General features: G+C 72.0%; 25 protein-coding genes and 1 tRNA gene. 15 read left to right on the top strand and 11 right to left on the bottom strand.

Annotation, left to right across the window (positions count from 1 at the left end):
• The first annotated feature begins 46 nt into the window (after positions 1-46).
• The 9 genes from ACPWUT_RS08940 to ilvA all read left to right on the top strand — a co-directional run bounded on the left by ACPWUT_RS08940 (position 47) and on the right by ilvA (position 9241).
• A complete protein-coding gene (locus tag ACPWUT_RS08940; protein ID WP_284528022.1) occupies positions 47-517 on the top strand; it encodes a DUF501 domain-containing protein in 471 nt (156 codons plus the stop codon).
• Entirely contained in the window at positions 514-1803 is a 1290-nt protein-coding gene (locus ACPWUT_RS08935) for a S8 family serine peptidase (RefSeq protein WP_284527625.1), read from the top strand. Before ACPWUT_RS08940 ends, ACPWUT_RS08935 begins: the two co-directional genes overlap by 4 nt.
• Positions 1804-1871: 68 nt before the next feature.
• The gene (locus ACPWUT_RS08930) at positions 1872-3329 is read left to right on the top strand and encodes an NAD(P)/FAD-dependent oxidoreductase (RefSeq protein ID WP_284528021.1); all 1458 of its coding nucleotides are present in this window, start codon (positions 1872-1874) and stop codon (positions 3327-3329) included.
• A gap of 35 nt (positions 3330-3364) precedes the next feature.
• Positions 3365-3440, top strand: a tRNA-Leu gene (locus ACPWUT_RS08925).
• Between the two features lie 118 nt (positions 3441-3558).
• Positions 3559-4791 carry an alanine racemase gene (locus tag ACPWUT_RS08920; RefSeq protein ID WP_284527624.1) on the top strand — a complete coding sequence of 411 codons (1233 nt, stop codon included), beginning with the start codon at positions 3559-3561 and terminating at the stop codon, positions 4789-4791.
• Positions 4788-6101, top strand: a complete 1314-nt coding sequence (locus ACPWUT_RS08915) for a D-arabinono-1,4-lactone oxidase (protein ID WP_284527623.1) — start codon at positions 4788-4790, stop codon at positions 6099-6101. Before ACPWUT_RS08920 ends, ACPWUT_RS08915 begins: the two co-directional genes overlap by 4 nt.
• 78 nt (positions 6102-6179) lie before the next feature.
• A complete protein-coding gene (locus ACPWUT_RS08910; protein WP_284527622.1) occupies positions 6180-6746 on the top strand; it encodes a LemA family protein in 567 nt (188 codons plus the stop codon).
• Between the two features lie 72 nt (positions 6747-6818).
• The gene (locus ACPWUT_RS08905) at positions 6819-8000 is read left to right on the top strand and encodes an AI-2E family transporter (RefSeq protein ID WP_284527621.1); all 1182 of its coding nucleotides are present in this window, start codon (positions 6819-6821) and stop codon (positions 7998-8000) included.
• Positions 7997-9241: a threonine ammonia-lyase gene (gene ilvA, locus ACPWUT_RS08900; RefSeq protein ID WP_425836650.1), complete on the top strand. Its 1245-nt coding sequence runs from the start codon at positions 7997-7999 to the stop codon at positions 9239-9241. The genes ACPWUT_RS08905 and ilvA overlap by 4 nt, the downstream gene beginning before the upstream one ends.
• A 17-nt stretch (positions 9242-9258) precedes the next feature.
• On the opposite strand, the gene greA is transcribed toward ilvA, so the two are convergent.
• Together greA and ACPWUT_RS08890 are read right to left on the bottom strand one after the other, a co-directional pair.
• Complete coding sequence (gene greA / locus ACPWUT_RS08895; protein WP_284527619.1) at positions 9259-9750, bottom strand: transcription elongation factor GreA; 492 nt, start codon at positions 9748-9750, stop codon at positions 9259-9261.
• 78 nt (positions 9751-9828) lie between these two features.
• Positions 9829-10230, bottom strand: coding sequence for a DUF4307 domain-containing protein (locus tag ACPWUT_RS08890; RefSeq protein ID WP_284527618.1), 402 nt, complete (start codon positions 10228-10230; stop codon positions 9829-9831).
• Between the two features lie 66 nt (positions 10231-10296).
• On the opposite strand from ACPWUT_RS08890, the gene ACPWUT_RS08885 reads away from it, so the two are divergent.
• Entirely contained in the window at positions 10297-10572 is a 276-nt protein-coding gene (locus ACPWUT_RS08885) for a hypothetical protein (RefSeq protein WP_284527617.1), read from the top strand.
• On the opposite strand, the gene trhA is transcribed toward ACPWUT_RS08885, so the two are convergent.
• A complete protein-coding gene (gene trhA / locus ACPWUT_RS08880) occupies positions 10544-11248 on the bottom strand; it encodes a PAQR family membrane homeostasis protein TrhA (RefSeq protein ID WP_284528020.1) in 705 nt (234 codons plus the stop codon). The genes ACPWUT_RS08885 and trhA overlap by 29 nt on opposite strands.
• Before the next feature lie 99 nt (positions 11249-11347).
• Between trhA and ACPWUT_RS08875 the strand changes: the two genes are divergently transcribed.
• The 3 genes from ACPWUT_RS08875 (at position 11348) to ACPWUT_RS08865 (ending at position 14870) form a co-directional block, all read left to right on the top strand.
• Positions 11348-12133, top strand: coding sequence for an isoprenyl transferase (locus tag ACPWUT_RS08875; protein WP_284527616.1), 786 nt, complete (start codon positions 11348-11350; stop codon positions 12131-12133).
• 74 nt (positions 12134-12207) lie between these two features.
• Positions 12208-13347 (top strand): aminotransferase class V-fold PLP-dependent enzyme, encoded by a 1140-nt coding sequence (locus ACPWUT_RS08870; protein WP_425836645.1) that lies wholly within the window; start codon positions 12208-12210, stop codon positions 13345-13347.
• 167 nt (positions 13348-13514) lie between these two features.
• Complete coding sequence (locus ACPWUT_RS08865) at positions 13515-14870, top strand: PhoH family protein (protein WP_425836642.1); 1356 nt, start codon at positions 13515-13517, stop codon at positions 14868-14870.
• A gap of 117 nt (positions 14871-14987) precedes the next feature.
• Here the strand turns inward: ACPWUT_RS08865 and ACPWUT_RS08860 are convergent, their stop codons facing one another.
• Genes ACPWUT_RS08860 through xseA form a run of 8 tightly spaced genes read right to left on the bottom strand, consistent with a single transcriptional unit; the run spans position 14988 to position 21740 of the window.
• Complete coding sequence (locus ACPWUT_RS08860) at positions 14988-15860, bottom strand: metal-dependent hydrolase (RefSeq protein ID WP_425836639.1); 873 nt, start codon at positions 15858-15860, stop codon at positions 14988-14990.
• A 3-nt stretch (positions 15861-15863) separates the two neighbouring features.
• Positions 15864-16517, bottom strand: a complete 654-nt coding sequence (locus ACPWUT_RS08855) for a response regulator transcription factor (RefSeq protein ID WP_284527613.1) — start codon at positions 16515-16517, stop codon at positions 15864-15866.
• The gene (locus ACPWUT_RS08850; RefSeq protein ID WP_284527612.1) at positions 16514-17491 is read right to left on the bottom strand and encodes a sensor histidine kinase; all 978 of its coding nucleotides are present in this window, start codon (positions 17489-17491) and stop codon (positions 16514-16516) included. The genes ACPWUT_RS08855 and ACPWUT_RS08850 overlap by 4 nt, the downstream gene beginning before the upstream one ends.
• A 10-nt stretch (positions 17492-17501) precedes the next feature.
• Positions 17502-18896, bottom strand: coding sequence for a class II fumarate hydratase (locus tag ACPWUT_RS08845; RefSeq protein ID WP_425842237.1), 1395 nt, complete (start codon positions 18894-18896; stop codon positions 17502-17504).
• Positions 18897-18938: 42 nt separating this feature from the next.
• Complete coding sequence (locus ACPWUT_RS08840; RefSeq protein WP_284528017.1) at positions 18939-19538, bottom strand: carbonic anhydrase; 600 nt, start codon at positions 19536-19538, stop codon at positions 18939-18941.
• A gap of 38 nt (positions 19539-19576) precedes the next feature.
• On the bottom strand, positions 19577-20194 hold the full coding sequence (locus ACPWUT_RS08835) for a DUF4245 family protein (protein WP_425836635.1): 618 nt from the start codon (positions 20192-20194) through the stop codon (positions 19577-19579).
• On the bottom strand, positions 20194-20415 hold the full coding sequence (locus ACPWUT_RS08830) for an exodeoxyribonuclease VII small subunit (RefSeq protein ID WP_284527610.1): 222 nt from the start codon (positions 20413-20415) through the stop codon (positions 20194-20196). The genes ACPWUT_RS08835 and ACPWUT_RS08830 overlap by 1 nt, the downstream gene beginning before the upstream one ends.
• On the bottom strand, positions 20412-21740 hold the full coding sequence (gene xseA / locus ACPWUT_RS08825) for an exodeoxyribonuclease VII large subunit (protein ID WP_425836632.1): 1329 nt from the start codon (positions 21738-21740) through the stop codon (positions 20412-20414). Before xseA ends, ACPWUT_RS08830 begins: the two co-directional genes overlap by 4 nt.
• Before the next feature lie 153 nt (positions 21741-21893).
• On the opposite strand from xseA, the gene ACPWUT_RS08820 reads away from it, so the two are divergent.
• Complete coding sequence (locus ACPWUT_RS08820; protein WP_425842234.1) at positions 21894-22958, top strand: 4-hydroxy-3-methylbut-2-enyl diphosphate reductase; 1065 nt, start codon at positions 21894-21896, stop codon at positions 22956-22958.
• Positions 22955-23518: a DUF6264 family protein gene (locus ACPWUT_RS08815; RefSeq protein WP_425836629.1), complete on the top strand. Its 564-nt coding sequence runs from the start codon at positions 22955-22957 to the stop codon at positions 23516-23518. Before ACPWUT_RS08820 ends, ACPWUT_RS08815 begins: the two co-directional genes overlap by 4 nt.
• Positions 23519-23565 lie beyond the last annotated feature (47 nt).

Genomic DNA, 23565 nt, shown 5'->3' with positions numbered 1-23565 from the left:
TGGAGGGGTGCCGCTGACACCCGCAACCGACGCCGACCTCGACACGATGCGCGAGCAGCTCGGCCGTCCCATGCGCGGCGTCGTGGGCATCGCGGCGCGCTGCGCGTGCGGCAACCCGACCGTCGTCGCCACCGAGCCGCGCCTGCCCGACGGCACCCCGTTCCCCACGTTCTACTACCTCACCCACCCCGGGGCGACCGCGGCCATGAGCGCGCTCGAGGCCACGCAGGTGATGCGCGAGCTGTCCGAACTGCTGTCCGAGGACGAGGACGTCGCCACGGCGTACGCCGCCGCCCACCGCGCCTACCTCGCCGATCGCGCCCACTACGGCGACGTGCCGGAGATCGAGGGCATCTCCGCCGGCGGGATGCCCACCCGCGTGAAGTGCCTGCACGCGCTCGCCGCCCACTCGCTGGCGGCGGGCGCCGGGGTCAATCCCATCGGCGACCTCGCGCTCGCGCGCGGCGACTGGTCGCCGTCGGTGTGCACGTGCGTCTCGCCGCGGGTGGCCGGATGAGGGCGCGGTTCGCCGCGGCGGCCGCCGCCTTCGCGCTGGTCCTCGTCGGAGCGACCGGCGCAGCCGCGGCGCCGGACGAGACGCCCGTCGCCGAGGAGGAAGCCGACCCGATCCAGTCGGCGCAGTACTGGCTCGACGACTACGGCATCCGCGACGCCTGGGAGACCACGCGCGGCGCGGGCGTGACGATCGCCGTGATCGACACGGGCATCGGGGAGGGGCCGGCCGAGTTCGACGGCGCAGTCGTCGGGGGCGCCGACTTCTCCGGCAGAGGCTCCTCCGACGGCCGCACGCCGGTCGGGGCGGTCGACTTCAACCACGGCAGCTGGGTCGGCTCCCTGGCCGCGTCGCGGGGGACCGGCGACGGCGCCGGCATGCTCGGCGTCGCCCCGGCGGCCAGGCTGCTGTCGCTGTCGGTGGGCTTCGGCGCATCCTCCGCCGTGCCGTTCGTCGATCAGGTCGCCGACGCCATCCGCTGGGCGGTCGACAACGGCGCCGACGTCATCAACCTCTCGTTCACGACGAACACCCTCGAGTGGGACGTGTCGTGGGATGCCGCGTTCCTCTACGCCTTCCAGCACGACGTCGTGGTCGTCGTCGCGGCCGGCAACCGCGGCAGCGGCACCGACGAGGTCGGTGCGCCGGCCACCATCCCCGGAGTCCTGACCGTCGGCGGCGTGGACCGCGAGGGCAAGGCCAGCGTGGAGGCCTCGACCCAGGGCATCTCCATCGGCGTCATGGCGCCCAGCGAGGAGCTGCTGGGCGTGTCGGCCGACGGGCAGATCATGGTGTGGAACGGCACGAGCGGCGCCGCGCCCATCGTGGCGGGCGTCGCCGCACTCGTGCGCGCGGCGCACCCGGACCTCGACGCCGACAACGTGATCAACCGCATCATCTCGACGGCGCGGTCCACGCCCGACTCGCGTGCCAAGCCCGAGCTCTACGGGCGCGGGCTGATCGATGCGGCGGCGGCCGTCTCGGCGCGCGTCCCCCGTGTCGACGAGAACCCGATGGGGAGCCTCTCGGAGTGGATCCGGCTGCACCGCCGCGCCGAGGCGACGCCGCTGCCGCAGCCCACCGTCGAGCCCGTGGACATCGAGCCGCTGCCCGCACCGGACGCCGCCACGCGCCCCGGCTCGCCGCTTCTTCCCAGCGCCGAGACCCTCCTCTACGGCACGGTCCCGCTCTCGGGTGCGACGCTGGCCGCTATACTGGTGGGGCTCGGCGTCACTGCTGCTGCCCGGCGAGTTAGATCGGCGCGCACCTCGCGCGTGCCGAGCCGTTGATTCAAGGAGCTCTCCTTCCTGTGACCAGCACTGAGACCAGCCCTGCCCTCCGTCCCGAGGCGAAGGCTGTGCCCAAGATCCTCATCGTCGGCGGCGGCTACGCCGGCTTCTACACCGCGTGGAAGCTCGAGAAGCACCTCCGCAAGGGCGAGGCCGAGGTCACGATCGTCGACCCGCTGCCGTACATGACGTACCAGCCGTTCCTCCCCGAGGTCGCCGCGGGCGAGATCGAGGCGCGTCACGTCATCGTGGGGCTCCGTCGTCACCTCAAGAAGACGCGCGTCGTCACCGCCAAGGTCACCGGCATCGACCACGCCACCCGCACCGCGACCATCACGCCCAGCGTGGGGGAGCCGTGGACCGAGTCCTACGACCAGATCGTCGTCACCGCCGGCGCAGTCTCGCGCACCTTCCCGATCCCGGGGATCGCCGACAACGCGATCGGCCTGAAGACGATCGAGGAGGCCGTCGCGATCCGTGACCGCATCCTCACGAACTTCGACCGGGCCGCGAACCTGCCGCCCGGACCCGAGCGCGATCGCCTCCTCACCGTGGTGGTCGTCGGCGGCGGCTTCGCCGGCATCGAGGTGTTCGCCGAGACGCGCGCGCTTGCGTCGTCGCTGCTGAAGGACTACCCGCAGCTGCGCTTCGAGGACACCCACTTCCACCTCATCGAGGCCATGGGACGCATCATGCCCGAGGTCTCGCTGAAGACGAGCGAGTGGGTGCTGAAGGACCTCGCCAAGCGCGGTGCCAACGTGCACCTCGAGACCCAGTTGACCGGCGCGGTCGACGGCAACGTCGAGCTGTCCACCGGCGAGGTCATCCCGACCGACCTCATCATCTGGACCGCCGGCGTCATGGCCAACCCGACCGTGGTGCGCGGCAGCGACCTGCTCGTCGAGGAGCGCGGCCGCATCCAGACCCGTCCCGACCTGCGCGTCGGAACGGCCGACGAGATCATCGACGGCGCGTGGGCCGCCGGCGACGTCGCCGCGGTGCCCGACCTCACCGGCAAGGGCGTGGGCGGCTACTGCGTGCCCAACGCGCAGCACGCGGTGCGTCAGGCCAAGCTTCTCGCGAAGAACCTCGTCGCCGTGCTGCGCGGCGAGGTGCCCCGCGAGTACATCCACCACAACCTCGGCGCCGTCGCCGGCCTCGGCCTCTACAACGGCGTCTTCCAGTCCGGCCGCATCGCCCTCAAGGGCTTCGTCGCCTGGGTGGCCCACCGCGGGTACCACGGCCTGGCGATGCCCTCGTGGGAGCGCAAGTGGCGCGTCGTCGGCGACTGGTGGCACAACTTCTGGCTGAACCGCGACAACGTGTCGCTGCAGACGGTGCAGAACCCCCGCTACGTCTTCGAGGAGTTCGCCGCGCGTCCGCGTCCGGCCGTGACCGAGGCTCCCGCGTCCGCGCCGATCGACCCGAAGAGCGTCGTCGCCGAGAAGGAGCCGGCCGCCAAGAAGCCGGCCGCCAAGAAGCCCGCAGCGAAGAAGGCGCCCGCCAAGGAGCCCGCCGCCGGCTGAGTCCCGGCTATCGTGGGGCGGGGCCGATGGCCCACGCCCCCGTAGCCCAATGGCAGAGGCAGGCGACTTAAAATCGCTTCAGTCTGGGTTCGAGTCCCAGCGGGGGTACCAGGACGCCGGCGCCCACCGTCAGCGCGCACAGGGTCGGACCGGAGTCTCATCGGGCGGAACACTCGGTCTCGCCTTCGCTCTCGCCCTAGGCTGGGGATCTGCGCTGCGAAGGAGCCTCATGAGCCTCGATCTGCTGAGCCCGACCCCCGTGGCGGCCGAGCCCTGGACAGACGCCGCCGCCTACTGGCGGGCGCGCACCGAGGCGGTGTCGTCGCTGTCGGGACCGGTGGCCAGCATCGACCTCGACGCCCTCCGCTACAACGCGCTGGACCTCGTGGTGCGCTCCAGTGGTGTGCCGATCCGGGTGGCGAGCAAGTCCATCCGCGTCCGGGAGGTGCTCGATGCCACCCTGGCGCTCGCGGGGTACCGCGGCATCCTCGCCTTCACGCTGCCCGAAGCGCTGTGGCTCGCCGAGACCCACGACGACGTCGTCCTCGGCTATCCCTCCGTCGACCGAGCGGCGCTGGCCCAGCTCGCCGCCGATGAGGCGGCGGCCGCGCGGATCACGCTGATGGTCGACGATCTCGCCCAGCTCGACGCCGTGGACGCGGCGGCGCCGCCCGCGACGCGACCGGTGCTGCGGGTGGCCATCGACGCCGACGCCTCGTGGCGAGCGCCCGTGCTCGGTCACATCGGCGTACGGCGCTCTCCCGTCCACGACGCCGCCGAGGTCGCGCGCCTGGCACGCGGGATCGCCGCGCGTCCGGGCTTCCGGCTGGTCGGCCTCATGATGTACGAGGCGCAGATCGCCGGCCAGCCCGATGCGACGGGCTCCGGCGATGCCGTGATCCGCTGGATGCAGGGGCGCAGCCGCCAGGAGCTCGTCGACCGCCGGGGCGCGATCGTCGCCGCCCTCCGGCAGATCGCGCCGCTCGAGTTCGTCAACGGCGGCGGCACCGGATCGCTCGAGATCACCGCCGCCGATCAGGCCGTCACCGAGACCACCGCCGGCAGCGGGCTGCTGGCCGGTCACCTCTTCGACGGCTACCGCGCCTTCACCCCGGCCCCCGCCGCGGCCTTCGCCCTCGAGGTCGTCCGCAAGCCCACGGCCGACATCGCCACGGTCCTGGGCGGAGGCTGGATCGCGTCCGGCCCACCCGTCGCATCCCGACAGCCTCTGCCGGTGTGGCCCGCAGGGCTGCACACGCTCGGACGGGAGGGCGCCGGCGAGGTGCAGACCCCGCTCCAGGGCGAGGCGGCCCGCTCGCTGCGGGTGGGCGACCGGGTGTGGTTCCGCCACGCCAAGAGCGGCGAGCTCGCCGAGCGCGTGGACCGCTACCACCTGACCCGCGGCGCCGACCTGGTCGGCGAGGCGGTCACCTACCGAGGCGAGGGGAAGAGCTTCCTGTGACACGACCCGGCGGCGTCTGGCAGAACTGGTCGCGCACCGAGCGCGTGCGCCCCCAGCGGGTGGAGTATCCGCCGACGGTGGCCGCGGTGCGCCGTTCGGTGGCCGCCGCCGCGGCCCGGGGCCTCGGGGTCAAGGCGGTCGGGGCGGGTCACAGCTTCACCGGGATCGCTGTGGCCCCCGGCGTGCTGCTGGAGCTCTCCGATCTACGCGGTCTCGTCTCCGTCGATCGGGAGCGGGCGCGGGTGCGCCTGCTGGCCGGCACCCGCCTGCATCAGATCCCCGCCCTCCTGGCGCCGTACGGCCTCGCGATGGAGAACCTCGGCGACATCGACCGGCAGTCGATCGCGGGGGCCATCTCCACCGGGACGCACGGGACGGGTGCGCGATTCGGCGGCATCGCGACGCAGGTGGTCGCCGCCACGCTTGTCACGGCAGACGGCGACCTCCTCACCGTCGACGAGGACGAGAACGCCGACCTGCTTCCCGCGGTGGCGCTCGGGCTCGGCGCCCTCGGCATCCTCGTCGACGTGACGCTGCAGTGCGTGCCCGCCTTCGTGCTGCAGGCGGTGGAGCGCCCCGAGCCGCTGGAAGAGGTGCTCGCCGGCCTCGATGCGCGCACGGCCGAGGCTGACCACTTCGAGTTCTACTGGTTCCCGCACACCGACGTCGCGCTCACCAAGACCAACACGCGCCTGCCCGTCGACGTCCCGACCGCGCCGCTGCGGCCGTTGACGAGGTGGGTCGACGACCTGCTCGTCGGCAACGCCCTGCACCAGGCGGTCTGCTCGGTCGGCAGGGGAGTGCCCGCATCCATCCCGTCGATCAACCGGCTGTCGGCCAGGGTCTGGGGGGACAGGTCGTTCTCGGACGCCTCGCACCGCGTCTTCGCGACCGCCCGCGGTGTGCGGTTCCGCGAGATGGAGTACGCGGTGCCGGTGGAGCGCCTGGCAGACGCTTTCCGCGACCTGCAGCGGGTGATCGACGAGAACGACTGGCGGATCGAGTTCCCCGTCGAGGTGCGCGTCGCCGCGGCCGACGACCTCTGGCTCTCGACGGCGCACGGCCGCGCGAGCGGGTACCTCGCCGTGCACCGGTACTGGCGCGCCGATCCGACCGCGTACTTCGCGGCCGTCGAAGGGGTCATGCGCACCCACGGCGGTCGTCCGCACTGGGGGAAGATGCACACGCAGGACGCGCAGAGCCTCCGCGCGTCGTATCCGCGGTTCGACGACTTCGTCGCGCTCCGCGATCGCCTCGACCCGCAGCGCCGCTTCGCCAACGCGTACCTCGACCGCGTGCTCGGTGGGTAACGGCTGGGAGAGCCCGGGGGCCGCGTCCGCGGGAGGAGCGGGCCCGGATAGGATGAGCACACACCTGATGGGAGCCATATGGAAATCCTGATCCCCGTTCTGATCGTCGTCGGTCTCGCCGTCATCGTCGGGATCTACCTGTGGGCGACGTACAACTCCCTGGTCGCCCTCAACGTGCGGGTCGACGAGGCGTGGAGCGACATCACGGTGCAGCTGAAGCGGCGCGCCGACCTCCTGCCGAACCTCATCGAGGCGGTCAAGGGCTACGCCGCGCACGAGAAGGCGGTCTTCGAGAACGTCACGCGGGCGCGAGCGGAGACCCTGACGGCGAGCACCCCCGTCGATGCCGGCGTGGCGGAGGGGCACATGCAGCAGGCGCTGAAGTCGCTGTTCGCCGTCGCCGAGGCCTACCCGCAGCTGCAGGCGAGCCAGAACTTCCTCCAGCTGCAGCAGGCGGTCGTCGACACCGAGGACAAGATCCAGGCCTCGCGGCGCTTCTACAACGGCGGGGTCCGCGAGCTGAACACGAAGATCAAGGTGTTCCCCAACAACCTCTTCGCCCGGAACCTCGGCTTCTCGGAGCGCGAGTTCTTCGAGGTGGTCGACGGCGCCGCGATCGCCGAGCCGCCGCGCATCCAGTTCTGACCGTCCGATCCGTTCCGCCTCGGGTGCCTCCGCGTGCCCTCAGCGACATATGGCGGGTCGTAGACTGACGGGATGACCGATCCGAAGCCTCGCGGATCCTTCCTCGACACGATCCGATCCCGGACGGTCTCGACCGAGATCGGGGAGTCGATCCCGCGCGGACTGCGTCTCGCGACGGCGTACTCGTGGCGGTTCCTGGTCATCGCCGGCGCCATCGCGGTCTTCATCTGGATCGTCATCCAGCTGAAGCTCCTGGTCATCCCGCTGCTGATCGCGCTGCTGCTCACCGCTCTCGTGTGGCCCGCCTTCACCTTCATGCTCCGTCACCGCGTGCCGCGCTGGCTCGCGCTCGTCGTCAGCGTGCTGGGCACGCTCGCGATCATCACGGGGCTGCTGTACCTGGCCATCTGGCAGATCACGCGCGAGTGGCCGTCGGTGCGGGCGCGGACGGTCGAGTCGGTCGCCCAGCTGCGCCAGTACCTCATCGACGGACCGCTGCATCTCACAGCCACCCAGATCGACGACCTCCTGGCGCAGGCGTGGACGTTCCTGCAGCAGCAGGCCGAGCTGCTGTGGTCGGGTGCCCTCGTCATCGGCTCGACGGTCGGCCACGTCGCCACGGGGGCGCTGCTGACGCTGTTCATCCTGCTGTGCACGCTCGCCGACGGCGGCGGCATCTGGCGGTGGGTGGTGCGCCTCTTCCCGTCGCGCGCTCGCGAGGCGGTCGACGGAGCCGGCCGCACCGGCTGGGTGACCGTCGTGACCTACGCCCGGACCCAGATGTTCGTCGCGACGATCGATGCGATCGGGATCGGTCTCGGCGCCTTCCTCCTCGGCGTCCCGCTGGCGATCCCGGTCGCGGTGCTCGTCTTCCTCGGCTCGTTCATCCCGTTCGTCGGCGCCGTCGTGACCGGCGCGCTCGCGGTGTTCCTCGCGCTGGTCTACAACGGCCCGTGGATCGCGCTGTGGATGCTGCTCGTCGTCCTCGGCGTCCAGCAGCTGGAGGGCCACGTCCTCCAGCCGCTGATGATGGGCGCCGCCGTGAAGGTCCACCCCTTGGCCGTCGTGCTCGTGGTGGCCGGCGGTGCGATGATCGCCGGCATCCCGGGCGCGCTGTTCGCGGTGCCGCTCGCGGCCTTTGTGAACGTGGCGGCGCTGTACCTGTCGAGAAGGCAATGGGAGACCGGCGGCAGACCCGACCCCGGCGATCTCATCTGGAGCACCGTGCCGCGCACGAGGAAGAGGCCCGCGTGACCGACGTCGCCCACACCACCCATCCGACCCTCGCCGAGTTCGAGGACGCCGCCGCGTTCCTCACCGGCGTCGCCGTGCGCACCCCGATGGACGTGTCGGAGCATCTCAGCGAGGTGCTCGGCACCCCGGTCCACCTGAAGATGGAGAACCTGCAGCGCACCGGCTCGTTCAAGATCCGCGGCGCCGCCTACCGGATGTCACGACTGACCGACGAGGAGCGCTCCCGTGGCGTCGTCGCCGCCTCGGCGGGCAACCACGCGCAAGGCGTGGCCCGGGCGGCCCAGAAGCTCGGCATCCCCGCCACGATCTTCATGCCGCTCGGAGTCCCCGTGCCCAAGCTCCTCGCCACCCGCGGCTACGGCGCCGATGTCGTCCTGGAGGGCGACACGGTGGAGACGCCGCTGCGGCTCGCGGCGGAGTTCGCCGAGCGCACCGGAGCCGTCCTCATCCACCCCTTCGACCACCGCGACGTGATCATCGGCCAGGGGACGGTCGGCCTCGAGATCTACGACGACGTGCCCGACGTCGAGACGATCGTGCTGGGGATCGGCGGCGGCGGGCTGATCGCCGGCGTCGCCGCGGCCGTCAAGGCCCGCGCGGCGGCCGACGGGCGCACCGTGCGCGTGATCGGCGTGCAGGCGGCCAACTCCGCGGCCTATCCGTCGTCGCTGGCCGCGGGGGAGCCGCTGACGGTGGCCACGACACCGACGATCGCCGACGGGATCGCCGTCGCGCGGCCGGGCGCGGTGCCCTTCGAGATCATCCGCGACCTCGTCGACGAAGTGGTCACGGTCACCGACGACGACATCGCGCGGGCGCTGCTGGTGCTCCTCGAGCGGGCGAAGCAGGTCGTCGAGCCCGCCGGAGCGGTGGGCGTCGCGGCGATCCTCGCGGGCGAGGTGGCCGCGCACGGCCCGACCGTGGCCGTCCTGTCGGGGGGCAACATCGACCCGCTGCTCCTGCAGCGCGTCGTGGCCCACGGACTGGCCGCGTCCGGGCGCTACATGACCCTCCAGATCCCGCTTCCCGACCGCCCGGGCCAGCTCGCCCGCGTCTCGGAGCTGCTCTCGATCGCGGGGGCCAACGTGATCGAGGTGCTCCACACCCGGCACGGCCAGGGGCTCCAGATCAGCGAGGTCATCCTTCAGCTGAGCGTCGAGACGCGCGGCGAGGACCATCGGGCCCACGTGATCGAGATCCTGCAGGGCGCGGGCTTCGAGCCCCTCGTCATGCCCGACTGAGGCGCCGGCGAACGCTCCTACTGGCCGGCGTAGGTCTCGACCTTGACGATCTCGACCGAGATCTCACGCCCGTTCGGCGCGGTGTAGGAGGTCTTCGCACCCTCGCGCAGCCCCAGGATGGCCGCACCCAGCGGAGAGGCCTCGCTGTAGACGTCGAGCTCGGAGTTCGCCGCGATCTCGCGGTTGCCCAGGAGGAACACCTCTTCGCCACCGGCCACGAGCGCCGTCACGACGGTGCCCGGCTGCACGGTGCCGTCCGACTCGGGCGCCTCGCCGACCTTGGCGTCCTTCAGCAGCTGCTGGAGCGTCCGGATGCGGGCCTCCTGCTTGCCCTGCTCGTCCTTGGCCGCGTGGTAGCCGCCGTTCTCCTTGAGGTCGCCCTCTTCGCGGGCGGCTTCGATGCGCTTGGCGATCTCTTCGCGACCCGTCGTCGAGAGGTGCTCGAGCTCGGCGGCGAGCCGGTCGTAGGCGTCCTGCGTGAGAAAGGTCACGGTGCTGTCGCTGGACACGTCGTCTCCTTGGGGTCAGCGGGTCGTAAACCGAACGCCCCGGCGTACGTGCCGGGGCGCAGAGTGTGTCGGATCAGACTACGGGATCCAGCAGGAGGTCACCAAACCCGTCGTCGCCGGCGCCACCGTGGGGATCGTCTCGCTGAAGCGGCGCGTGTGCGCGTCGTCGGCGGCGTACTCGACCACGCGCCAGCCGACCACGCCGTGCTCGGTGTCCTGCGCCTCGAGCGCGCAGGCGACCGGCTCGCCGGGACGCAGGGTGACCTGGAAGTCGATCGTGATGCCGTGCGCGTCGACGGAGTGGAACCCCGTCGTGTCGACGTCCACGGCATCCATGGTCCGCGCCACGGTCGACCAGGCGAGATAGCCGATGAGCGCGGCCGCCAGGACGCCCGCCACGATCCACCACACGCGCCGGGTGCGCGTGGGGGTGCGACCGTAGCGGTCCTCGAGGAGGGCGGGCGTGGCAGGGGAGGTCATCTGGGCTTCCGTGGCGTTCTAGGCTGGACTTCCAGGCTATGCGCTCTGCGCGCGGATCGAGGACACATGCAGCCGTTCACGTGGATCGCGACGAACACCCCCTTCGTCCCGTCTCCGTCGCCGACCGTGAACCCCTCCGACGTCACTCCCGGCGTGGCGGGCTTCATCGCGATCGCCGTGATCGCCATCGCCGTCGTCCTGCTGCTCATCGACATGATCCGCCGCATCCGCCGGGGCCGCTACCGTGCGGAGATCGCCGAGCAGCTCGACGCCGAGGAGGCCGCCGCACGCGCCGCCGACGAGGGCGACGACGTCAGCCCGGAAGGCCCAGCGAAGGGCTGAAGGGTCGCAGCGCGATCAGCAGGCACGCGGTCCAGTGGCACAGGAAGGCCAGGACCGTGCACACGTGGAAGATCTCGTGGAAGCCGAAGTGCCCGGGCCACGGATTGGGCCGCTTCAGCCCGTACACGATCGCGCCGCCGGTGTAGAGGAGTCCGCCGACGATCACGAGGAACATCATGGCCACGTTCGCCTGGAAGAGGTCGATCATGTACATGACCGCCGCCCACCCGAGGAGCAGGTAGAGCGCCACGTAGAGCCAGCGGGGCGCGTTGATCCAGAAGACGCGGAAGAGGATGCCGAGCAGCGCGCCCGACCACACCAGGATCAGCAGCAGCATCCCCTTGTCGGGCGTGAGCGCGAGCACCGCGATGGGCGTGTAGGTGCCGGCGATCAGCAGCAGGATGTTCGCGTGGTCGATGCGCTTGAGGACCGCCCGCGTGCGCGGGCCCCAGTTGAAGCGGTGGTACAGCGCCGAGTTGCCGAACAGCAGGAGCGAGGTGGCCATGAAGACGGCGCTCGCCCACTTCGCGGCGGCGCCGTCGGCGAGCACGATGAGCACGACGCCCGCGGCGATCGCCACGGGGAAGGTCGCCGCGTGGATCCAGCCGCGCCAGGAGGGCTTCAACTCGACGTGACCGCTCGCCGCGGCCGCGTCGATCAGGGGAAGCTGGGGCATCTCTGCGCCCTCGTGGGAGGCGGTCACGCTCCGAGCCTACGCCGCGCGGTATGCCGCGCCGCACATACGGCTCACGCCGTCGGGCGGTAGCGTAGACGCGTGACGGCGAAAGGCACGGCGGAGGGCAGGGGGCTGCTCTATCGGCTGTACAGCTCCCGGCTGAAGCGTCAGCTCGACGCACAGGTCGTGCCGCATCACATCGCGATGATGATCGACGGCAACCGGCGGTGGGCGCGGCAGGCCGGATTCCCGACCGTGGCGCACGGCCACCGCGCCGGCGCCGCCAAGATGCGCGAGTTCCTGCGCTGGTGCGACGACCTCGGCATCCGCGTCGTGTCGCTGTACCTGCTGTCCACCGACAACCTGACCAAGCGCGACTCGCGCGAGCTCGCCGACCTCATCGAGATCATCGCCGAACTCGCCGATGCGATCTCCCACGAGCCCCAGTGGCGCGTGCAGCACGTCGGCCGGGCAGACCTCCTCCCGGCCGACCTGGCGCGCGCCCTGCGGACGGCGGAGGAGCGGACGGCCGGAAACACCGGGCTGCACGTGAACCTCGCCGTCGCCTACGGCGGACGCGGCGAGATCGTCGACGCGGTGCGCCGCATCATCGCCAAGCACCAGGAGCGCGGCGGCTCGCTGGAGGAGCTGGCGGCCAGCCTCACGCCGGAGCAGATCGGCGAGCACCTGTACACGGGCGGGCAGGCCGACCCCGACCTCGTCATCCGCACGTCCGGCGAACAGCGTCTGAGCGACTTCCTGCTCTGGCAGTCGGCTCATTCGGAGTTCTACTTCGTGGAGGCGCTCGGACCCGACCTGCGCGAGGTGGACTTCCTGCGGGCGATCCGCGACTACGCGACGCGCGACCGGCGCTTCGGCGGCTGATCGGTCGCCGTCCCGGCCGCGGCCGTGCCGTGCCGGGCGCGGCGGCACCGGACGGGCCGTGCCAGACTGGAGGGGTGATCGAGCTGGAGTCGTATCTCGAGAGCTTCGACGAGGAACCCGGATACCTCGACTGGGCGGCGTTCGGGCCGCTGTCGCCGGCCGTCCAGGCCGAGTCGGCCGCCGACGCGGAGCTCCTCGGCGCGGGGCGCCGCTCGGGCATCGGCCTCGTCGCCGAGCGCGCGGACGAGGCGCGCGCCCTGCTCGCCGAGCTGCTCGGGTCGGCACCCGACGAGGTCACCCTTCAGCCGTCGACCTCCTACGGCCTCATGCACGCGATGTTCGGCCTGAGCGGCGAGGTGCTGGTCTCCGCCGCGGAGTTCCCCGCCCTTCCGGTGACCGCACGGCGCGCGCAGGACGCGCTCGGCCGCCTCCGCGTGCGCGACCTGCCTGCTCCCGGCACGTTCGTGACGCCCGAGGCCGTCCGCGACGCGCTCGACGACGACGTGACCGCGGTGGCGGTGAGCCTCGTGGACTACCGCACCGGCTTCGTCGCCGACCTCGCGGCACTCCGGGACGTGATCGGCGATCGTCTGCTGATCGTCGACGCGATCCAGGGCTTCGGGGTGGTCGACGCCGACTACGCAGCCGCTGACGTCGTCTGCGGGAACGGCTACAAGTGGCTCCGCGCCGGTCGCGGCACGGGCTTCGCGCGCTTCACCCCCCGTGCACGGGAGCGGATCGAGCCCGTGCTGTCGGGCTTCGCCGGCATGGACGGCGAGATCGGCGCACCCGGCGTGCCCGCCCCGGCGCCCGGCGCCGCGGCGTTCGCCGTGTCGGGGATCGACGCGCTCGCCGCGGCGCGACTGGCGACCGCCGTCCGCGAGATCCGCGACGTCGGGGTGGGCCGCATCGCCGAGGCGGTGCGGGACCGGGCCCGGCACATGATGGCGCTCGCGGACCGCTACGGCATGCCCGTGCTCACTCCCCGCGACTCCCACGCGGGCATCGTCGCGCTGTCGCCCGATCCCCAGGACGCGGGCGCGCTGGCCGCGGCCCTGGCCAACCACGGGGTGACCGCCACTGCCCGGGGCGGCACGATCCGCGTGAGCGCCCACGCCGGCACCGCCGCCGACAGCCTGCAGCTGTTCGGCGACGCGCTCGCGGAGGTGTCCAGCCATCGCCTCGTCGTCCCGGCGCCCGCCGTCGAGAGTTAACGTGCCGGACATCTGGCGAGGGCGTGTCGCATGCGTCGCGCCGGGGCCGCGCGACGTACCGTCATCACATCGGGCAAGGCGCCCGTTCGAGTCGGCCATCCACTGACTCGTGGCCCCTGGTCGACTCGTAACTGCCGGGTGATCATCACCCGGGGCGGGAGTGGGTTGTGACCACACGAGCACCAGAGCAGCAGCGCCGCATCAGCACCGGCGAGGACACCGCCGCAGGTCAGGATCTGCGCACATACATCCTGGACACGTCGGTGCTGCTGAGCGATCCGAGGGCGTTCTTCCGATTCGCCGAGCATTCGGTGGTCGTCCCGGTGGTCGTGATCACCGAGCTCGAGGGCAAGCGCAACGATCCCGAGATCGGCTACTTCGCCCGCCAGGCGCTGCGTCACCTCGACGAACTGCGCGTCGAGCACGGGCGGCTGGACTTCCCGGTCGCCGTCGGAGACGGCGGCACGCTGCGCGTCGAGCTCACCAACACGGACCCCTCGGTCCTTCCCGCCGGCATGCGACTCGGCGACAACGACACCCGCATCCTCTCCGTGGCCATGCATCTGGCGCAGGAGGGCCACGAGGTCACGGTGGTCTCCAAGGACCTTCCCATGCGCGTCAAGGCGGCCTCGCTCGGCCTGCACGCCGAGGAGTACCTCGCCGAGCAGGCGGTGGACTCGGGATGGACCGGCATCGCCTCGATCGACATCTCCGGCGACGAGGTCAGCGACCTCTACGAGACCGAGGTCGCACTCAGCGAGGACGTCCGCGGCCTTCCCGTGAACACCGGCCTCGTGATCCACTCGGAGCGCGGCTCGGCGCTCGGCCGGGTGACCGGCGACGGCGAGTACCGTCTGGTGCGCGGCGACCGCGACGTCTTCGGGCTCCACGGCCGCTCCGCCGAGCAGCGCATCGCCATCGACCTCCTCCTCGACCCCGAGGTGGGCATCGTCTCGCTCGGCGGCCGGGCCGGGACGGGCAAGTCCGCGCTCGCACTGTGCGCCGGCCTCGAGTCGGTGCTCGAGCGCCAGCAGCAGAAGAAGATCATCGTCTTCCGTCCGCTGTTCGCCGTCGGCGGGCAGGAGCTCGGATATCTGCCCGGCGATCAGGCCGAGAAGATGAACCCGTGGGGCCAGGCGGTCTTCGACACGCTCGGCTCCGTGGTCTCGGGCAACGTGCTGGAGGAGGTCGTCGAGCGCGGCATGCTCGAGGTGATGCCGCTCACCCACATCCGCGGCCGCTCGCTCCACGACGCGTTCGTGATCGTCGACGAGGCCCAGTCCCTCGAGCGCAACGTGCTGCTGACGGTGCTGAGCCGCATGGGGCAGAATTCGCGCGTCGTGCTCACCCACGACGTGGGGCAGCGCGACAACCTGCGCGTCGGGCGGCACGACGGCGTCGCGAGCGTGATCGAGACGCTCAAGGGGCACGACCTGTTCGGCCACGTCACCCTGGTCCGCTCGGAGCGCTCGGCGATCGCCGCGCTGGTCACCGACCTGCTGGAGCAGGGCGAGCTGAGCTGACCGCTCCCAGATCCCCGCGGCGCGAGACGACCGTCCTCGCCGTCGAGAGCGCGGGCACCATCCGTGCTCTCGACGGCGAACCGGCGGGTCGGCGGCGCGGGGCGGTGAGCGCTCGTGTCAGCGGGCCGGCGTGACCTGCGTGCGCATCTCGAGTTCGAGGCCGCCGTCCACCGGACGCGTCGTCAGGGCGACGGTGACGCTCCCGAGCGCGGAGAGCGACTCCACGTGGGTCCCGCCGCACGGGATCGAGACCGGGCCGTCGGGCAGCGCGCACACCCAGCGGCGCCGGGCGGACAGCGCGTCGTCGGTGCGCTCGATCCGCACGTCGCCGCCCGCCGTGACCCACGTCGTCAGCAGGGCGTTCGCCCGCTCGGCGACGGCGCCGGGATCGTCGAGGGCGGCGGGATCGAAACCCTTGCGGCGCAGCGATCTGCCCACGCGGTAGGTGTCGAGTGACCCGTCCGGAACGATCTGCGAGCGCTGGATGGCGAGCTGATCGAAGGCGGGGTGGCCGAGTGCGTCGAGCGCGACCGGCTTGGACCAGGCCGCAGCGAGGGCGGCGTCGAGGGCGAGGGATGCCAGGTGGCAGCCGGTGTGCCCCGCCGAGAGGGAGCGCCGGTACGCGGCGTCGACCTCGACCTCGACGGTCGTCCCGACGGCGGGCGGTGCGCCCTCGATCACGTGGGCGACCACGAACGTCCACCCCTCGGTGCCGTTTCGCACCGGGAGGTCGGCGCCGAGGTGCAGGACGCCCTGGTGGATGCCGCCGGTCACGCCGTCCTGCACGACGCGCTCGTCGTCACCCCAGCGCAGGGCGGCGCGGTCGGCGGGCTGATCGGGCCACGCGGTGTCCACGGGGTGGAGGGCGGTGCGATCGAGCACCACCGCGGAGCGGCCGTCGGCGAGGCGCTCGACGTGGAGCACCGTGCCGGTGGAGGACACGTCGCCGGCCGGGTAGGCGACCAGCGTGTCGCGATCGGGGAGCGGCACGCCTCAGTCCCAGCGATAGCCCTCGCCACGGACGGTGGCGATGTTGTCGGGGCCGAGCTTCGCCCGCAGGTAGCGGACGTACACGTCGACGACGTTCGAGCCCGGATCGAAGTCCATGCCCCACACCCGGCTCAGCAGCACCTCGCGCGTGAGGACCTCGCCGGGGTGGCGGAGGAACTGCTCGGCGAGGGCGAACTCCCGTGCGGAGAGGTCCACCTCGCGATCGGCGACGGTGACGCGGCGCGCGAGCACGTCGAGGGTCACATCCCCGCGGGTGAGCAGCACCGGCGCGGTCGCGGACTCGCGCAGGCGGGAGCGGACCCTCGCGAGCAGCTCCGCGACCGCGAAGGGCTTCGCGACGTAGTCGCTCGCGCCGGCGTCGAGTCCCTCGATCGTGTCGCTGGTGCCGCTGCGGGCGGTGAGCATGATGACGGGGATCGCGCTGCCGCGCGCCCGCAGGTGACGGAGCACCTCGAACCCGTCCATCGACGGCAGTCCCACGTCCAGCACGACCAGCGCGATGTCCGGTTCGAGAGCGCGCTCCAGCGCCTCCGCGCCGTCCTCGGCGACGACGGTCTCGTAGCCGTCGGCGTGGAGACTGCGCGTCACCAGCGAGACGATGTGGGGTTCGTCGTCGACGACGAGGATACGTGTCATCCGGTGGCCTCTCGTTGCATCAGGACGTCGCCGGCGCGGACCGGCGAGGGGACGGTGGCCTTCGTGCCGAAGGGGATCTCGAGGGTGAACGTCGCGCCGCCGCCGGCGGTGTCGGCGATCGTGCAGTGGCCGCGATGCGCCTTGGCGATCGCGTCGACGATGGCCAGCCCGAGCCCGGAGCCGCCGACCGACCGCTTGCCGGTGCCCCGGTCGAAGCGCCGGAAGATGCGGTGCCGCATCGCCGGGGCGATCCCCGGACCGTGATCGCGCACCCACAGCTGCACGCCGCCGGCGTGCACGGCGCTGCCGACCTCGATCGCGCTGCCGGCGGGCGTGTACTTCGCCGCGTTGTCGGCCAGCTGCAGCCACGCCTGGAGCAGGCGGTCGCCGTCACCGCGGATCACGGTGTCCGCAGCCTGCTCGACGCTCCACGCATGGTCGGGGATCACCGTCACCAGCTCGCCGACGCGCTGGGTCAGCAGACCCAGATCGACCTCGGACATCGTGAACTTGTCGGTCTCCACGGCCGCCAGCAGATCGATGTCGCCGATGAGGCGCGTCATCCGGTCCAGCTCCGCCATGCCGAGGTCGCGGATCGCCGCAGCGTCGGACGGATCGTTGGGGTCCATCACCTCGAGGTGGCCGCGCACGATCGTGATCGGCGTCTTGAGCTCATGGCGCACGTCGTCGAGCAGTCTCCGCTGGGCCTCGTACGCCGTCTCCTCCTGGTCGTTGGCCACCCGCTCCGCGGGAGCCGACGGGAGGATGGTCCATCCCACGACGCCCACGACCACGAGGGTGGCCAGGGTCAGCGTCGTGTAAACGGGGATGGTCGCCCAGGGCAGGGGCTGCTCGGTGACGACGTGCACGAGGACGACACCGAGCGCGGCCAGCGCGAAGCCGGCCGCCACGACGGCGACGAGGAGCCCCAGAGTTCGTGTGCGCCGGGAGTGCACGGATGTCGCGCGGTTCACTCTCCGATTATCAACCCGCGTGGGTCATCGACAGGGGGTCGAGTTTCTCGTCGAGCTGCGCCTCGGTCAGCTCGCCGCGCTCGACGTACCCGAGATCGATGACGGCCTCGCGCACCGTGATGCCCTTGGCGACGGAGTGCTTGGCGATCTTCGCCGCCGCCTCGTAGCCGATCAGCTTGTTGAGGGGCGTCACGATCGAGGGCGACATCCCCGCGTATGCGGCAGCCCGGTCGAGGTTGGCCTCGAGGCCGTCGATGGTCTTGTCGGCGAGCACCCGCATCGCGTTGGAGAGCAGGCGGATCGACTCGAGCAGCGCGGTCCCCATGACGGGGATCGCGACGTTGAGCTCGAACGAGCCCGACGCGCCCGCCCACGCCACGGTGGCGTCGTTGCCGATCACCCGCGCGCACACCATGAGCGTGGCCTCCGGCACCACCGGGTTGACCTTGCCGGGCATGATCGACGAGCCCGGCTGCAGGTCGGGGATGTGGAGCTCTCCCAGGCCGGTGTTGGGCCCGGAGCCCATCCAGCGGATGTCGTTGTTGATCTTGGTCAGCGACACCGCGATGGTCCGCAGCGCGCCGGAGGCCTCGACGAGGCCGTCGCGGTTGGCCTGCGCCTCGAAATGGTCCTTCGCCTCGGTGATCGGCAGCTCCGTCTCCGCCTGCAGCAGGGCGATCACCTTCTGCGGGAAGCCCAGGGGCGTGTTGATGCCCGTGCCGACCGCGGTGCCGCCCAGGGGCACCTCGCCCACACGCGGGAGCACCGCCTGCACGCGCTCGATGCCCAGGCGGATCTGACGCGCGTACCCGCCGAACTCCTGGCCGAGGGTCACCGGCGTCGCGTCCATCAGGTGGGTGCGCCCCGACTTGACGGCGTCCTTCCACAGCTCGGCCTTGGCCTCCAGCGCCACCGCGAGGTGGTCCAGCGCCGGGATCAGGTCGTCGATGAGCGCCTGGGTGACCGCGATGTGCACGGACGTCGGGAACACGTCGTTGGACGACTGCGATGCGTTGACGTGGTCGTTGGGGTGGACGGGGGAGCCGAGGTGCCGGGTCGCCAGGGTGGCCAGCACCTCGTTCATGTTCATGTTCGAGGACGTGCCCGACCCGGTCTGGTAGGTGTCCACCGGGAACTGCGCGTCGTACCGGCCGGTGACGACCTCGTCGGCGGCCCAGGCGATGGCCTCGGCGATCGCGGCGTCGAGGGTGCCGAGCTCCTTGTTGGCGAGCGCGGCGGCCTTCTTGATCCGGGCGAGGGCCGCGATCTGCGTCGACTCCAGGCCGGTGCCCGAGATCGGGAAGTTCTCGACCGCGCGCTGGGTCTGCGCCGCGTACAGCGCGTCCCTGGGCACGCGGACTTCACCCATCGTGTCGTGCTCGATGCGGTAGTCGGTCTCTGTCATGTCGGTCACGTCCTCGTTTCCTGGTGGGTGTCTGATGTGCGCTCAGGCGTCGATGCCGACGCTGACCTGCGGCACGGCGGTGCCCTCGCCGAGCCGGTAGTTCGCGCCGACGATGGCGAGACGGCCCTCGGCCACCGCGTCGGCGATGAGGCGGGACGAGGCCAGCAGCTCGTCCACCGTGCCCCGGAGGTGCTCGGCGCCGACGGCCTCGGCGTCCACCGACTCGGGCGTCGCGTCCGGGTCGGTGCGCAGCACGCGCTTGACGGCGGGCACGATCTTCGCGATGAGGCGCCAGATGTGCGGAGGCAGTTCGGGCGCGTCCAGGGCGGTGGAGTCGATCGCCGCGCGCACCGCGCCGCACTGGTCGTGCGCGAGCACGATGATCAGCGACACGTCGAGCACCGCCACGGCGTACTCGATGCTGGCGATCGCCGAGTCCGAGACCACCTGGCCGGCGTTGCGGACGACGAACAGATCGCCGAGGCCCTTGTCGAAGATGATCTCGGCGGCCAGGCGGGAGTCGGAGCAGCCGAAGAGGACGGCGCGCGGCTTCTGGGCGCTCTCCAGCTCATGGCGTCGCTCGACGTCCTGTCGCGGGTGGCGGGGCTCACCCGCGACGAAGCGCGCGTTGCCGCGTCGCATCTCGTTCCAGACGGTCGTCGGGGTGGGGCGTGCGTCGGTCACGGTGTCTCCTCTCGCAGGGCGCGGATCTGTGCGGTGAGCCCGGAAGCCGCCGTCTCGGCGGTCTCGGCGGACATCGAGCCGTAGACGACGATCGTGTCGGGACCGGCGTCGGTGGTCAGCGCGTAGCGGATGCCGTCGTCGCCGGGTAGGTCGTAGACGTCCCACTCGATCCCGTCGACGCTGGTCGCCCCGGTCGGAGCGAATCCGCCGAGGAGCGTCGACGTCCAGGTGTCCGGCGCGTCGAATCCCTGCGCGATCCGCACGAACCCGGTCCGGGGCGCGTACACGACCGTCCACGCGCCGTCCTCGACCCGGGCGGCGTTGGCCCGCCACGATCCGGGGGTCTCCGGCACGATCACGGTGCGGCCCAGCGATGCGGACACCTCGGCGGCGGCCGCCGAGACGTCCACCGGCGGCTGCTGCGGGGGCGTGCCGCGCGGCACGCCGAAGTAGACGACCGCGACCACCGCGACGGTGGCGATGAGGGCGGCGATGAGGTTGCGGAACGTCTGACTCGAGCGGTAGACGCGGGAGGATTCCGCCTTACGGGCTGCCGTCTCGTCGGGAGTCTCGGGGCGACCCAGCTCGGCGACGATCCGAGGACCGGAGGCCATCACGACTCCGCGTCGACCGAGCGGGCGGCGTCGAGCCGGCGCTTGGCTCCGAGCAGCCACTCCTCGCAGCGGGCGGCGAGGGCCTCGCCGCGGGTCCACAGCGTGAGGGAGTCCTCGAGGGTGGGCGCACCCTGCTCGAGCTCGGCGACGACGCGGACGAGCTCGTCGCGGGCCTGCTCGAAGGACAGGCCGGCGATGTCGGCGGTGCCGTCACTCGTCATGGTTCCATCCTACGGTCCTCGGCGGACGTGCCCCCGGCCTCGGCGGCCGCCGTGCCCGGGTCCGCAGCCAGCTCGCCGTCCGAGCGCGCGAGGAACGAGCCCCGGGCGACGGTCACGACCACGTCTGTCCCCGCGGGCGCCTGGGAGGCGTCGCGCACGATGACGCCCTCGCCGACGTGCGCGATCGCGTACCCGCGGGCGAGCGTCGCGCCGGGGGAGAGGGCCCGGAGCGCGGCGCGGAGCTCGGCGGTGGCCGTGGCGGCGGCGTCCATCCGCCGGCGGACGATGTCGCGTCCCCGCGACTGCAGGGTCCACACCTCCTGCGCCCGCCCGGTCAGCAGCGACTCGGGATCGCGGAGCACGGGACGCGAGCGCAGCTGCTCCAGCTGGGCGATGTCGTGGCCGAGGCGCTGGGTGAGCCGGCTTCGGGCGCGGCTGCGCAGCTGCTGCACCAGGGCGCGCTGCTCGGCGACATCGGGCACGACCTTCTTCGCCGCGTCGGTGGGGGTCGAGGCGCGCAGATCGGCGACGTCGTCGAGGAGCGGGTGGTCGTTCTCGTGGCCGATCGCCGAGACGACGGGCGTGGCCGCGGCCGCCACGGCGCGCAGGAGGCGCTCGTCGCTGAACCCGAGGAGGGTCTGCGGGTCGCCCCCGCCGCGTGCGATCACGATCACGTCGACCTCGGGATCGGCGTCGAGCGCCGAGAGGGCGGCGATCGTCTCGGGGACGCACCGGTCGCCCTGCACGGCGGCATGGATCGTCCGGAAGCGCACCTGCGGCCAGCGCAGCTCCGCGTTGCGGTGCACGTCCTTCTCGGCGTCGCTGCGCTCGCCCGTGATGAGGCCGACGACGTGCGGGAGGAACGGGATCGGACGCTTGCGCGCCGGGTCGAAGAGCCCCTCGGCGCGCAGCTGGGAGCGGAGGCGCTCCAGCCGCTCGAGATGGTCGCCCAGTCCGGTGTGACGCATCGACGACACGGTGAACGTGAAGTCGCCGCTCTTGACGAAGTAGTCGGGCTTGACGCAGGCCACGACCCGGTCGCCGACGGCGATCTTCTCCGGCAGCCGCTGGAGGGTGGACGACCACAGCCGGAACGAGATGGCCGCATCGCTCGCGGCGTCCTTCAGACGTCCGAAGACGTGCCCGCCGCGCACGTTCCACGAGGTGACCTCGCCCTCGACCCACACCGAGTTCCACCGCTGCACGAAATCGCGGATGGTCTCGTTCAGCCGCGAGACGGAGGTCGGGGCCTGCGGGGAGGACTCCCGGGGATGCACGGAGTCGGGCGGCGGCGTCTGGCCCTCCACCGTCTCGAACGACGTCACGTGTCCTCCTCCTGCGCTGCGCCCCGGGTGATGCGCCCCGGCCGCCGTGCGGCGTCGCGGATCGGTCGGCCCGGCACGATCCCGCCGCTCAGGCCACTGTCATGCTGCGCCTCGTAGACTCGGGGTGTGAGCACATCCGTCGTCCAGCTGCCCCTGCCCCGCGTACCGGGGCCGCGAGGGCGGCTCCAGGATAACCCGGTCTCCGGACAGAAGCGGGTGCTGCTGGCCGCGCCGCGCGGCTACTGCGCCGGTGTCGACCGGGCCGTCATCGCCGTCGAGAAGGCGCTGGAGCGCTACGGGGCGCCGGTGTACGTGCGCAAGCAGATCGTGCACAACATCCATGTCGTGACCGAGCTCGAGGCCCAGGGGGCCGTCTTCGTCGAGGAGGTCGACGAGGTGCCGCCCGGCGCGAACGTCGTCTTCAGTGCGCACGGGGTCTCGCCCGCCGTCGTGTCGGCCGCGGCCGACCGGGGACTGCACGCCATCGACGCGACGTGCCCGCTGGTCACGAAGGTGCACCGCGAGGCGGTGCGCTTCGCCCGCAGCGACTACGAGATCCTCCTGATCGGCCACGAGGGCCACGAGGAGGTCGAGGGCACCGCCGGCGAGGCGCCCGACCACGTCACCGTCGTCAACTCGCCCGACGAGGCGGCCACGGTCGTCGTCAAGGATCCCGACAAGGTCGTGTGGCTCTCGCAGACGACGCTCTCGGTCGACGAGACCATGGAGACGGTGCGCCGCCTCCGCGAGCGGTTCCCGAACCTGCAGGACCCGCCCTCGGACGACATCTGCTACGCCACCCAGAACCGTCAGGTCGCGATCAAGAAGGTCGCCAAGGACGCCGATCTGGTGATCGTCGTCGGATCGGCGAACTCCTCCAACAGCGTGCGCCTCGTCGAGGTCGCGCTCGAGTACGGGGCGAAGGCCGCGTACCGCGTGGACTACGCCCACGAGATCCAGCAGGAGTGGCTCGACGACGTCGAGACCGTCGGTGTGACCTCCGGCGCCTCGGTGCCCGAGGTCCTCGTGCGAGAGGTCCTCTCCGAGCTCGCCGGCGCCGGCTACCGCGACGTCGAGGAGGTGCGCACCGCGGAGGAGGATCTGCTGTTCTCCCTCCCGAAGGAGCTGCGCCAGGACTCCAGTGGACGCCGCGACGAGCGGGCGCTCGGCGGGAGGGCGGCGGGAGGGCCCGCGGCGGCCGGACAGGACCGCACGTGACCGACACCCCGCGCCCGGCGCCGCAGTACGGCGAGTACGCGACGCCCGAGGAGCAGCAGGAGATCATCCGCCGCTCCGGAGGGCCGCAGGGTGCGGTCCCGGCGGGCGACGCCCAGGTTCTGCCGGTGGCCGTGCCGCCCCCGTCGGTCGCGTCGACCCCTGCTCCCGAGGCCGCGGCCGCGGCGGCGAACCCGCGACGGCGCGACCGCTTCGTGACGATCGCGCTCCTGGCCTACGGTCTCTTCACCGTCGTCACGACGATCCCGCAGCTCATCGACTACGCCGCCTTCGCCGAGCTGTGGATGCGGATGGCGGGGATCGACGCCGATTTCACCGCTGTCGCAGAGGGCCGCGCCTGGGGCACCACGGCTGCCGTCCTCTTCGCCGTCGGGTGGATCGTCACCGCCCTGCTGTCGTGGCGCGCGATCATGCGCGGCCGGCTGTCGTGGTGGATCGCCCTGGTCGGTGCGGTCGTCTCCTTCATCGTCGTCAGCATCTGTCTGAGCGTGCCGCTCATGAGCGACCCCGCAGTGATCGAGGGCGTGCTGCGCAGCGGATGACGGGGCACGGCCGCGGACCGGAGTCCTGCGCGCCACTCCGCACGCCC

It is taken from the genome of Microbacterium sp. PA5 (assembly GCF_049860775.1).
Classification (GTDB): Bacteria; Actinomycetota; Actinomycetes; order Actinomycetales; family Microbacteriaceae; genus Microbacterium.
Note: the sequence above shows the minus strand (reverse complement) of the source record. Positions and strands in the feature narration are given on the sequence as shown.

Excerpts from the sequence above, each read along its gene's own strand:
- ACPWUT_RS08830 (WP_284527610.1), bottom strand. The coding sequence starts at position 20,415 with ATGACGAGTGACGGCACCGCCGACATCGCCGGCCTGTCCTTCGAGCAG.
- ACPWUT_RS08920 (WP_284527624.1), top strand. The coding sequence starts at position 3,559 with ATGAGCCTCGATCTGCTGAGCCCGACCCCCGTGGCGGCCGAGCCCTGG.
- ACPWUT_RS08910 (WP_284527622.1), top strand. The coding sequence starts at position 6,180 with ATGGAAATCCTGATCCCCGTTCTGATCGTCGTCGGTCTCGCCGTCATC.
- ACPWUT_RS08855 (WP_284527613.1), bottom strand. The coding sequence starts at position 16,517 with ATGACACGTATCCTCGTCGTCGACGACGAACCCCACATCGTCTCGCTG.
- ACPWUT_RS08935 (WP_284527625.1), top strand. The coding sequence starts at position 514 with ATGAGGGCGCGGTTCGCCGCGGCGGCCGCCGCCTTCGCGCTGGTCCTC.
- ACPWUT_RS08885 (WP_284527617.1), top strand. The coding sequence starts at position 10,297 with ATGCAGCCGTTCACGTGGATCGCGACGAACACCCCCTTCGTCCCGTCT.
- trhA (WP_284528020.1), bottom strand. The coding sequence starts at position 11,248 with ATGCCCCAGCTTCCCCTGATCGACGCGGCCGCGGCGAGCGGTCACGTC.
- ACPWUT_RS08940 (WP_284528022.1), top strand. The coding sequence starts at position 47 with ATGCGCGAGCAGCTCGGCCGTCCCATGCGCGGCGTCGTGGGCATCGCG.
- ACPWUT_RS08845 (WP_425842237.1), bottom strand. The coding sequence starts at position 18,896 with ATGACAGAGACCGACTACCGCATCGAGCACGACACGATGGGTGAAGTC.
- ACPWUT_RS08905 (WP_284527621.1), top strand. The coding sequence starts at position 6,819 with ATGACCGATCCGAAGCCTCGCGGATCCTTCCTCGACACGATCCGATCC.
- ACPWUT_RS08840 (WP_284528017.1), bottom strand. The coding sequence starts at position 19,538 with ATGCGACGCGGCAACGCGCGCTTCGTCGCGGGTGAGCCCCGCCACCCG.
- ACPWUT_RS08890 (WP_284527618.1), bottom strand. The coding sequence starts at position 10,230 with ATGACCTCCCCTGCCACGCCCGCCCTCCTCGAGGACCGCTACGGTCGC.
- ACPWUT_RS08835 (WP_425836635.1), bottom strand. The coding sequence starts at position 20,194 with ATGGCCTCCGGTCCTCGGATCGTCGCCGAGCTGGGTCGCCCCGAGACT.